The 11,777-nt window shown below is 53.4% G+C and carries 8 protein-coding genes; all 8 read left to right on the top strand.

The window, feature by feature from the left end:
- Nucleotides 1-1,389, top strand: a 1,389-nt coding sequence (locus HBO23_RS32965; protein WP_170040923.1) for a zincin-like metallopeptidase domain-containing protein, incomplete at its 5' end; no start/stop codon positions are given.
- Nucleotides 1,390-1,436: 47 nt separating this feature from the next.
- On the top strand, nt 1,437-2,621 hold the full coding sequence (locus HBO23_RS32960; protein ID WP_170040922.1) for a hypothetical protein: 1,185 nt from the start codon (nt 1,437-1,439) through the stop codon (nt 2,619-2,621).
- Between the two features lie 428 nt (nt 2,622-3,049).
- Nucleotides 3,050-3,949: a tyrosine-type recombinase/integrase gene (locus tag HBO23_RS32955; RefSeq protein WP_186354826.1), complete on the top strand. Its 900-nt coding sequence runs from the start codon at nt 3,050-3,052 to the stop codon at nt 3,947-3,949.
- A gap of 64 nt (nt 3,950-4,013) precedes the next feature.
- Nucleotides 4,014-4,634: a hypothetical protein gene (locus tag HBO23_RS32950; protein ID WP_170040920.1), complete on the top strand. Its 621-nt coding sequence runs from the start codon at nt 4,014-4,016 to the stop codon at nt 4,632-4,634.
- Between the two features lie 14 nt (nt 4,635-4,648).
- Nucleotides 4,649-8,503: a hypothetical protein gene (locus tag HBO23_RS32945; RefSeq protein ID WP_170040919.1), complete on the top strand. Its 3,855-nt coding sequence runs from the start codon at nt 4,649-4,651 to the stop codon at nt 8,501-8,503.
- Nucleotides 8,504-8,538: 35 nt separating this feature from the next.
- On the top strand, nt 8,539-8,925 hold the full coding sequence (locus tag HBO23_RS32940) for a hypothetical protein (RefSeq protein WP_170040918.1): 387 nt from the start codon (nt 8,539-8,541) through the stop codon (nt 8,923-8,925).
- A 217-nt stretch (nt 8,926-9,142) separates the two neighbouring features.
- Complete coding sequence (locus tag HBO23_RS32935; protein ID WP_170040917.1) at nt 9,143-11,044, top strand: acyltransferase family protein; 1,902 nt, start codon at nt 9,143-9,145, stop codon at nt 11,042-11,044.
- A 314-nt stretch (nt 11,045-11,358) separates the two neighbouring features.
- Entirely contained in the window at nt 11,359-11,706 is a 348-nt protein-coding gene (locus HBO23_RS34035; RefSeq protein ID WP_262378266.1) for a hypothetical protein, read from the top strand.
- Nucleotides 11,707-11,777 lie beyond the last annotated feature (71 nt).

Raw genomic sequence — 11,777 nt, 5'->3', positions numbered from 1 at the left:
GTGCGGGTTTGCTTGCGCTTGCCAGCGTACTCGGCGTCGGCGAAGGTCATCTGCTTCATCGGGAAACTCGGTGGGTGGGGTCGCGGTATTTTGCCAAATCAGAAAGTCTTTTTCAGAGTTTCCCTAGCGCAAAAATATCCGACAGCGCAATACGTAATATCGCCGGATTGGGACGCAGATGACGCCAAAACGGTGTTGATACACGTCAAGGTGAATTCTCAAGTGGTTGCAGGAGTTATGCCTGTCTCCGGGCTTGATCCCGCACTAAATTATGATCAGATCAGCAAATCCTTACCCGTCCAGCCCCTACCCCAGCCGACCCAAAGTAGAACACTTGGCGCCAATGACCCACTTGATGTGTCTGGAGGCGAGCGACCTACCAGAAAGCGCTGGGTCAAAGGTGATCCGCCTCGGGATCACTATCAAGAAGTTACTGACAACATTCTGTCGGCGATCGAGTCAGGTACTGCGCCGTGGCAGAGAAGCTGGGACAACGTTCCTCGCTGGCCAGTCAACGCACTCACGAATAAGCCCTATCACGGCATCAACGTCTTGATGCTTGTTTCCCAAGGTTTCCAGGATCAGCGGTGGTGTTCCTACAAGTCCGCGAAAGCTGAAACCTGGCAGGTCCGGGCTAAGGAACAGGGAACCAAGATCTACTTCTACAAGCCGTTGCAGCGAGAGACCGGGAAGCTCGATCACACAGGGCAACCTGAAGTCAAAACCATCCCGCTTTTACGCAGCTACACCATTTTCAACCTCAGTCAGATGGACAACGCGCCGGATCTGGATCGCACTACAACTGCGGAGAGAGTACTGACTGATCTCACAGTGCAGATCTCGGAGGAAATAATCGAGGCCTCGGGTGCTGAGATCGTTCATGGGTACCGCCGGGCAGGCTACTCACCATCTGAGGACAAGGTGTACATGCCCGACCGTGCCTCCTTTACCTCCGATGCAGAGTACTACTCTGTCGTGCTGCACGAACTTGCACATTGGACTGGCCATGAAACACGAATGGCTCGCGAGTTCGGTACCAGTCGAGAATCAGATGAGTACGCCCGGGAAGAGCTTCGAGCGGAGATGGCCAGCGCGATGATCGGCATGCGGCTCGGACTACCTGCAGCGATTGATGGCCACGCTGCATATGTCGAGCATTACATGGAGATCTTGCGCGGCGACAAAAAAGAGGTTTTCAGAGCGGCGCGGGACGCAGAGAAAATCGCACGGTACGTGCTGAGCTTTCATCCAGAATTTCGAGACGAGTTTGAAGCCGAGCACCAAGCGCAAATGACCGCTGCAGTTTCGGCAGGTGCGCCGGAAGACGTTTTTGACGCATCCGACTTCGATTTCGAGCCCGATTTTGAACTGGATAGCCTTCGACCATAACAGCTGATGCCGTTGGGTCTTCTGCTCAACGGTTCTCAGGAGGAGCCATGCTCACCAAAGAAGCTGCATTATTAAAATGGCCGGCGGAGGTTCTGGCCACAGCCGCGGCCCCTTCCGAAGGCTGTGCGCAGTTACTCAAAACGCATCCTTCCATTGCCAGCCTGGAAGAATTCTGGCGGGTTACAACTGATCTGAATTTTACCGAAACCGAGAAGCAAAACTCTTGGCCTTTGGCCTACCGCGTTTCGCACCTGGTCTTCAACACAACAGATCCATTTGCCGGAGCTTTGGAGGAAGTGGAGTCGCAGAAGCATCGAGGCGATGTCGCTGGTCAGAAAGAGGCCGAGGAGGTGCTGCGTGCGCTGGTGGCCTTCGAAGACAGGTTGATTCTTGACGATCGCCATGGAGGTTTTTCAGGTCGACTATTTCGGGCCCTTTCTGCGGGTTTCAAACAAGGCGCAGCGCCGGCGGTGGTATCAGCTGAAAAGACCCTTGAAGCCCCCAAATACATCAGTCTGTCTATTGATGGTTTCGGGCACCGTCCAGTGCCGATCTGCGCGGCCTTGGATATGTCTGCATCACCGAACCTGTTGGAGGGCAGTCTCCATGTGTTTTGGGGAACCTATCCGGGCTCGGGCGGAGCCCGTCCGATCGCGGAAACCCAAGTCAAGAATCTGCTTCCTGGTGTGACCGTATCACCTGATCTCTCTGAGCTGGCGAGGATTTTTCTCGGGTCCCAGACCGGGACGGCGGGTTATCAGTGGGGAGACACCCGAGGCCCGGATGGAAATCATGCAGCGGAGACACTCGCTTACATGGTTATGCAAGGCTATGCCCAGCGCACCGGCCGCTCCGTTGCTAATCAACTTGGAGGATCCTGGCCTGAGGTCACTGTAACGCCCGCGGGCGCAGTAGCAATCATCAGTTCCGGACTGCTTCCGTCAATGGCTGCTCGACAAGGGAGAACAAGCGCAGTGGGGTTGTGCGAGATGGGGGAGTTTCAATTCGATGTGCTGACAGGTGCCGTTTTGAGCCCGCCTAGCTCAGCTCATTTTGCAGTGCAGCGGGTGGATGTCACTGAACTAGCGGAAGCTTATCCTGATGAAAGTGTTGGTGATCGTGACTACGAAATAAGCGATCTCTGTTACTTTGATTTCTCTGGCGTCAAGGTTACGGCGGACCACGATTGGCGAGTTGATAATTGTGGCGTTAGGCTATCATGTAGTAAATAGCCAAAAGGGGTGTCAAACCGTAGGTCTGACACCCCTTTTTTGTAGACTTTTGTCCGTAGCCCTTATGACCTAAAAAGCTCTATAAGGCCCGGTTTGTGCTTAGCGGTAGCTCAGCTTCAGCGTATCCTTGGCGTCTTCTGCAGCGCGACGAACCTCGGAAATTTTAACGCTTCCTGGCGAGCTTGCAGACTGAGAGTTACCCATAACTGGACCTTGCTTCACCTGCGCTATCAGGGATTTAAGGGCCGAAGTCATCGTTTGCATATAGGGTCCTCTGTGGCTTTGACTTGCATTGTTTTATAGTTTACCAGCGCCTAGCCGAAACATATAGGCACTCTGTACCTGAATAGAAAGCAAATTTATACACCATATTTGGCAAATTATCCGTGACCAGTCACTCAAACAGAATTGAAGCTTTCGAGAGATGGTTGGCCACCGCCTTCAGCAATCCCTATTCCCGCAAAACATGTAGGGTGTACTCGTCGGTCACAGCTGCTTTTCTGGGCTATATCGACCAGGAGACAGGTAATACGTTCCCTTGTCCTGTTGAGCCGAGCACCATTCGCAGATTCGTTTCGAGGAACAATGAAACAGGCAAGGCCTACTCCAAGGCCTACCAGACGCTGCGCTGTTCGGCGCTGAACATTTTTTGGCACTGGCTTGTCGAAACGAAGGTCATGATCGAAAATCCAGTGAAAGTATTACTAAATGAGGTCAAAGACTCAGCAGGCAGGCCCGCCGGGGGCAAGCGTCCTACCCGATTGCCGGTGGTGCTTTCTTGGCGCGATCAACAAGATTTGCTTGAGTCAGTGAAAAACACGACAGGATCTGCAGCTTTGCGTGATCGAGCATTGATAGCTCTTGCGTTAGCCACAGGTCTAAGAAATGAGGAAATCTGCACGGCACGCCTAAGTGGCCTTGACCTTGACTATCGAAGGTTGAGAGTGGTCGGCAAGGGAGACAAGGAACGTCTAATCATCTTCAATCACGACGACGCTGTGAAAACCTCCGTGCTTGCTTGGCTTCAGGAAAGACAAGCGTTATTGGCATGGCTGGAACAGGAAAGCGATTTTCTGTTTGTCTCTCGGACGGGAAGGCCCCTCACGGGGTCTCTTGTCTATCAACAAGTGACCAGGCACATAAGAATGGCAGGCCTCGATGGGAAGGTAAGACGTCGGGGGCCACACCTGCTCCGGCACACCGCAGCCAGCGTCATGTTCGCCAAACGCGTACCGGTGCTACAAATCAAGGAGAACCTGGGGCATGAAGATCTTGCAACGACCCAGATATACGCGCATTTGCTCCCCGAGCCAGAGGTAGCGTCATGAATAGCCGCCCCTTTTACTTTCGTTTGATTATAAATCCGATTATTAATATGATGGTTTTCCAGTGATGGACGAGCGACATGATGTCTTCATCGTCGGTTTGAACACCGACAAGCACGAGGCGTATGCGTGTAAACGCGACAAAGAAATCGTTCGCGTTGCCCAAGGGGTCTACTTCCGAGCGGGTGTGGATGTCGACGCTTTATTTGAGCAATACGGGATTCGCCTGGCGAAGTATTTTTTCCGTAGCGCCGCCTTGACCCACTCGACCGCTTGGTTTCGCAAGCCTGTGGGTGGCCGAATTTTTGTTGGAGGGGATTACCCGTACAAAAAGGTGGTGGCTCCTTATGGTGGCGATTGCTTGATTGTACAGAGCATGGTCCACCCCAAGCTTGATGATGTACGGATGTACCAAGTCGTGACATTTGAAGATCCGCTAGGGTCCTTCGAAATGCACTGCGCAACACCTGAAATGACGTTGATTCATTTGATGGACGCAACAAAAAAGAACGTTGAAAAACATCTGCCGGAAACGGAGATGGAGAAAATGTTCCAGCAGCTGCAGGAGAAATATGGCAGCAAATCAGCCGCCTTGGCTGAGCTTGAGACCATCGCTCAGGTAGCTGATAAGACCAACGAATTCGAGCGCCTCTTGAAGCACTTCTTTTCGCAACGGAGGCGCAGCTGACTATGAGGTGAGGAATGCCCATCTGGGTCGATTTATCCGCACATGGGGTTGCCCTCAATGTTCAACAAGTCCCAGGGGGCAAGGTTCTGCTCCTTCGGCCATTGGGTGATTCGGTCATACCCGAATCCGTAATCGGCATGGGGTTCTCCAAGGCGGGATTGAATTACTCCCGCCAGGATCTGCGATTTACTCTTCAAGAAATTCAGAAGCATTTCCCTAACGCAATCTCGCGCTCAATGGACATGGAAGAGATTTTCCATGTGCCAGAGTTACCGATTGCAGTAGAGCCCCCTCCCCCTTCTCCGCATCTCGGAAGTGATGTCGATTCTGCCAAAGCACCTTGGCAGATGACCTCTCTTGAATGGCACCAGGCCCGTCAGGAATTTTCCTCCTTGTCTGAACCATCGGAGAGTCAGGCACTTTTGGCCGGCCTTAACTATGGGGTAGTTGAGTGGCGTACAGCACGAGCAAACGCGGGGGAGAAAATTGCCCAAGAGGCTCTGGAGGATCGGGTTCAGCATCTGGATGTCGTTCTCAAAGCTATTTCGGAGAATAAGGCGGTGCCCCTAGAGGTGGTTGCCGAATACCCTCAGTTGTTCGATCCAGCAGATGATCCTGCATACAATTCGCCTACCTCAGACGTTGCTGGTGTAGATGCTCCAACATCAAGTAATGCAACGGTCAAGACTGCGCGTAAACGTCCTGGCACTGGACGCACAGTCAAACCGCACGAGGTGAAAAAGTACGGACGCTCCGGGCAGGTTGCCGAGTATTTCGTTGCGTTTACAGACGGGCGCTTTCCTACAACGGTTGAAGCACTTGATCGAACTCAAGCCATTCGCTTTGCCAAAGAGCAACGGGCGCTCCACGAGGCAAGTGCGCCGGCCGACGGCGCTGATATCAATTCCCGCGATTCCGTGGGCTCGCCCCAAACAAATTCCCCAGCACCTGGTGCGCAACGCGACTGGGATAAATATGAGCTATTTCAAGTAGGCCAAACCTCCAAGCCCGCGGCTGAGAAAATTGGTTTTAGCGCGGATTGGTTTGAAAGCCGGTATGGGTGGTCACGAGTTCGATTAGGCGACCAACCATGCTGGACGAACAGGCATATGGTTGACTTGGGCGAGCCCCATTACCCTGGCTTTGAGCAGTTTGAATGCAATAGCTACATTCAAAAACCACTGGACCAGCGCCCGGATGTTTCCCATTTCCTCAAAATGGACAATCCGGAAACTCTCCAGCCACGCTTCATTCATCGACAGCACCATGATGATCGCGATGTTGTCCTATTCAGCCGTCCTTCCGGCCGGATGGTCGCTATGGACAAGCTGTATTACGAATACATCGTCAGCAAGCATCCTGCTGCGAAATTCTCCATCAACAGCACATGGGAGCTTGAGAGTAAGAACGAAAACTCAGTGATTCACGCCACGGTTGATGGTCAGCTGGTGTCCCTGGTGATGCCCGTCCAAGGCGAAAACAACAATCTCACCGCAGATGAAATCCATCAAGGTATTGGCCATCGCGACACTCGGCCCACCGACGAAGCTCAGTCCGAAGAGCCTGCTGAGGTTTTTACGCTGACTTTCGAATCAACTCAACGCATGGCAGACAGGCATCCGCCGGCGGCGGCGATTGCAACAATCAGTGTGATGGAGGTGGATGGCCGTTGGTACGGTGCAATTGAGACTCGGCATCACCAAGGATCACACGCAGGAAGACTCGAAGCGCTGACCACCCGCGGTAGAAGCTTCGACAGTAAATTTGACGCTGTCTTTCATTTTGGCAGCCGGATAGTACGTGAACAGCGCCAAATAGCCTCGAACGGAGGCAGCGTCACTACCCCGAAGCAGGTCAAAGCAGCGTCAGAGATGGCAGAATGGGCTATCAAGGCGATCTTGCCCGATTATTCGCTTTCAGCCAAAGACGGAATTTATCAAGCCGTAGTCATTGGCAAGCACCACGCCGGAGTAATCGGCGCCGGCGTGACAGAAAAAGAAGCCCTTGAAAACTTGCACGATAATCTCATGTACAGGGCCAGCGGAAACGAACGTGAATGGCGCCTGGTCGGGAATAACGATGCCGGTGAACCAATTGAGGAAGATGCGCTCGGGGCTCGCAGCATCCTGAGAGGTGATGTCAGGGTCAGCGAGGACGTCGTCATCACCGCTGACGGTGCTGTAGTACCTGGTGAACGAGCGCGAAACTACCTCACTTCTGTTGAAGTCGCCGAGCTTGAACGCGCCGTAAACGGCAACGACGTCGGATCCACTACAGCTGTCGTCCCCTCTGTAAAAGCCGGAGATCTGCTGGATGGGGCGACAGTCCACCTTGTGGTTGATGACGTACCCGTTTCGCTAATCAAACGTACTTTGTCGAAGTACGATCCTCGCATCCGTGAAGGAGAAGGAGACCGGACTTGGGCCCGGGCTTACTTCAATCAAGAATGGGTGCCGCTCGGCGAGCCGTGGCTGAAACGTCCAACTCAATCTGAGCTTAGAATCGCAATCGACTCGAAAAGAAGTGACGTGCATCGTTTCGACAGCCTGGCGTTCATCGCCGAGATCAATGAGTCGATACGGCAATCAAACGCCGGCGCGGAGACGGTCGCACAACTGAAGGAAATTGAGGCATCTGAGTTCAAGGTTTTGCCCTTGGACTTGAACTCGTATGAGGTTCGTTTCGCTGATCGAACGCTCCCTTTTTTCATGATCGTTGAGTACCAATCGCCTGGGATTTATATCCCGTGCCGAATCAGCGGAACGTCTGGCCCCAAGACAACGTTACCCAACAGCTTCGCTTGGGCAGTAAGGGAGCTGAACCATAGCCGAGCCTACTACCAGAGAGCGCTTCAGGAACAGCATCAGGACTCACCTAAATTTGTCGTTGATCCCGAATCATTCACAAAACTTTTTGGCCCGAGCGGCGACAACCTTGCAACTGTTGAAGCCCTAAAGGAGCGCTTTTCAGCAAAGGGTTCGAGTCAGCGTATTGCACCGCAAGAAGTCCGTTTGCCGGCGGATCTCATCCTCATCTGGAAGGATAGCCATACCGTCGCGCTCAGCTTGGGGGACCCAGAGTGCCCATTTGAAGTGCAGTTGCAGAGCGGCGCTGCAGTCAGCACACCATTGGGTCGGGCTTGGGACGCAACAAGCGCACTCACCCACGCTATGACAGTACTGGAAACGGAAGTAGCGTGGCTCCAAGCCAAATCTGCTCGACCTGTTGAGGGCTCTCGCCTTGATGACATCGCTCGCCATTACGCCGAGTTCATGCGTGCTAATGATCCGGATAGGCATAACGGACTGCCCGGCAGGATGCACCGTGCATTTGCGATCGCGTTGGTAGACAAGGACATTGACCATTTCCTTTCGTGGTTAGCGCGGCCGAGGGGCCAGAACGATTTATCCAAGAAGTTTTTCACACAGATGACTGGCGTCAAGCTGCCAGCAACAGCATCGGCTATCACCACGTCCATCTATGAATGGGCGGGCTACACACCAGCCCAGGCACTGGAAATGGAGCGAGTCAAGCGAGAGCGTCGTGAGGCTGTGCTCCTGCAGCAGGAAGCCGAGCGAGTTTTGACGCATGCCATCACTACCCTTGAACAGACGCAGTACCAACACAACGGGGCAGTCAAAAGTGCCAAGCAGTTCCTCGACGACATCATCCATGACGGCTACGACTCGCTCCAGACCCGGAAAGTAGGGGCCGTCGATCAGTACCGCCTGGTGAATTCTGCCTTAGGCAATTTCTACAAAGTCACCGGTGTCCAGGTTGATTACACACGACATCGTCTAGCCGAAATTCAAAAGAAATCGCTGGTTCAGGATTTTGAAGACCACACGCCCCGGCCTTCGTTGGCTTGAGCGATGCTGAATACCGACTCCAAAAAGGAACGCCCATGGAAACATCCGAAAATGCTCTGGATACCCCGTTGAAACTCTCGAATGGAGATCAGTTTGAGCATGGTGAGCAACGGTTTGCGGTAACGATCGAGCCCGATGAGGACGGCACTACCCCTTATGACGCTGACTTGCCGACCCTATTGAGTGATGAGCGCAAAGCAGCATGGGAAAATAAGCAATGGCATTACGTCTTTGTCCTGGTCACCGCGGTGGATCAGGACGGAAACGACATAGAAATCGACGGATTTGACACCAGTCGTGCCTATGCCAGGGTTGAAAGCGACGCCGATATCGAGGCCATTGTCCGTCCGCTTTGTGACGAGATCAATCAAGACCTGGAAATTGCGGGCTACTCCCCTGATAGCTCGAAGCAAAGAATGTAACGTTCATGCAACGCAACGAGGAGCCCACTGGTAGAATCTGCTGGCAGTGGGCCAGCCTTGCTGCATCTGGAGTTGGAACGTAGCTGTACTCGGGAGCGTTTTATCAGTTCACGCAGGGTGACAGCTCATTAACGAGCTGGTAGAGCGCTCCCGAGTACAACTACAAAAATCGCTGTAAATGGCCGTTGAAGAGCCTCAGTAGTTCAAGGAAAATTTCATGCAGTTTCGGAACAACGTAAACGCGCTGAGGGCTTTGGCCGTTATCGCGGTGGTACTGTTTCATTTCAAAATCGGCGGATTCAACGGGGGATTCACTGGCGTTGATGTCTTCTTCGTGATTTCTGGCTTTCTGATGACGGGAATCATCTTTCACGGCCTTAGGGAAGGCAATTTCTCCGTTCTCGGTTTCTACGCCGCCAGGGCACGCAGGATCATTCCTGCGCTCTCGGTCATGTGTTTGGCTCTCATGGTGTTCGGTTTCGTCTATCTGCCGCTGGACGATTACCGTGAGGCCTTAAGGACGGTGAAAAGCAGCTTGCTCTTCACGTCAAATTTCATGTTCGCGAAAGGTGGCAGTTACTTCGATGCTCCGCTGCACGAGAACTGGCTGCTACATACTTGGTCGCTGTCGGTTGAGTGGCAGTTCTATCTGCTGTATCCGCTGATACTCATGACCATGTTCAAGTACCTTGGCGATCAAAAAACTCGTCTCATGCTGGTAGGACTTTGTGCCTGCTCGTTGATTGCTTCGATATCGGTTACTGGGGCACATCCTGTGTTTTCGTTCTACATGCTACCCACCCGGGCATGGGAAATGATTGCCGGCGGCCTGGTCTTCCTATTCCCGCTACAGCTTTCTCGACAACTTCGGGCAGGTTTTGAGATTGCGGGCCTGAGTTCTATTTTGGCTGGGATATTCCTTTTTTCCGAGCAGGATCTGTGGCCTGGCTACCTCGCGATCCTCCCGGTACTCGGTACCTCGCTGGTGATCTACGCAAATACGAACTCTGTGGTCAGTAGCAACCGGGCTTTGCAGTTCGCTGGCAAGATCTCCTACTCGGTGTATTTATGGCACTGGCCCATTGTCGTTTTCTTGTACACCTGCGGCCTGCTAGGAAGCGCCGTGCACACAGCCAGTGCGATCCTGCTGTCGTTTGTGCTGGGCACCCTCTCCTACTATTTGATCGAGGCACGGGTAAAGAAATCCGTTTCCGCGCCTCGGGCGATATTCAAGTACGGCGGCGTCGCAGTTTCAGTAGTCGTCCTTGCCGCAATAGGAGCATCAGTGGTTAAGGATCACCCTGAAACGCGGTTCGCGTTCGTCGATCAAGGCCGGCCGGAATACACTAGTAAGCTCTATACACAAGAGTGCTACCCGAACGCTTTTGGTGCTGCAGACTGCAAGCTTGGTACCGGTAATGTTTCTGTGATCTTGTTTGGCGACAGTCACGCTCAATCTACTGCAGCGGCGATTCAGACCGCCAACAAGAGCGCCGCGTTGTCGTGGGCCCGTGGAGGGTGTCCAACTCTCGTCGATTTCGAAATGCAGGATAAAGACCTGGACAGCAAGTGCCGTGGATTCAATCAGACAAAGATGGCTGCACTGAAGGACACTTTTGCGGGAGTTCCTGTTGTTCTATTCAGCCGGGCTGCGCTGTACTCAGATCACAGCCGCGACAATGGTTTCCGCGTATACCTAAATGGCGATAGACATCAGACCGCGCAAGCCTTTGCTGAGGCATACACTGCTGAATACGCGAAAACCGTCTGCCTAATCGCCGAGAACCACCCCGTTTATATCGTAAGACCCATTCCTGAAATGCCTTTCAGCGTCTACAAGGGACTCAACCTCCAATCCCGTATTCTTGGAAGCAAATCAGACATTACCGTGCCGGTGGCCGACTATGAAAAGCGCACCCGTCTCGCTAACACAGCAATCGATTTTGCAGCGAAGCAATGCAATGCGCGAGTGATGGATCCGGTACCATTCTTGTGTCCTGACGGGCAGTGCATGGGGTCTAAAGGTGGTGTACCGCTCTACTTTGATGACAATCATCTTGTCGACTCGGGCAACGAGCAGCTTAATGGGCTGTTCAAAGAGTTCTTCAAGGCAATCTGAGATGAACCAAGGGCCCTGCCCTTGTTAACCCGCTGGGACCGCCCAGGGCTCAGGAGCGCGGGGTGGTGAATCTACCCCACACTCCCGGGCCGAGGCTTTGGGGCACTTCACGCCGTCAAGCAGAATACGGCCTACGGCCGGCCCTGCGGGCGCGGAACCCACTGCTACGCCGCGGGGCCCCCGCCATTCAGCTTGACCGCGCTTCGTTCTATTTCCTGAACAACCATCAAGGCCGTTCGGTCGGCTCGGATTGACGCAGAGCTGAGTAAGCAGTTAACTGTTTATCTATACAGTTATTGTTTACGGTGTGTTCAATGAGCGTGACCCTCCTAGGCCCCCTATCCAACGGCGGTGCCCTCCTGCCGCTGTACTCATTCCAGGTGCCAGCAGGTTTCCCGTCCCCGGCTGCAGACCATATGGAGCAGTTGATTTCCCTGGATGAACTGTTCGATACCGGCACAATCTTGCACAGTTACACCATGCTGACGATCAATGCGGACGACCACTCATTCATGCGCAACTACCACAAGCCACAGGATGAAAAACGTATGGTAGTGATTTTGCCCAGAGGGCTGTATGGAGATTGGCTGAAAGCTCCGGCCTCAGACAGTGCTGAGTTCATGCGCCAGTACCCGGCAGACCGGCTGGCAGTTGCAACGTGAACTGATGCAACCTCCCATACACACCAGGTCCCGTAGGCCTTCCCTCTATTGAGGGGCTCTCCTCTCGCAGT

The organism is Pseudomonas sp. WS 5532 (genome assembly GCF_012985445.1).
Lineage (GTDB): Bacteria > Pseudomonadota > Gammaproteobacteria > Pseudomonadales > Pseudomonadaceae > Aquipseudomonas > Aquipseudomonas edaphica.
The sequence above is the reverse complement of the archived record's forward strand: the minus strand, read 5'-3'. Positions and strand labels throughout refer to the sequence as shown.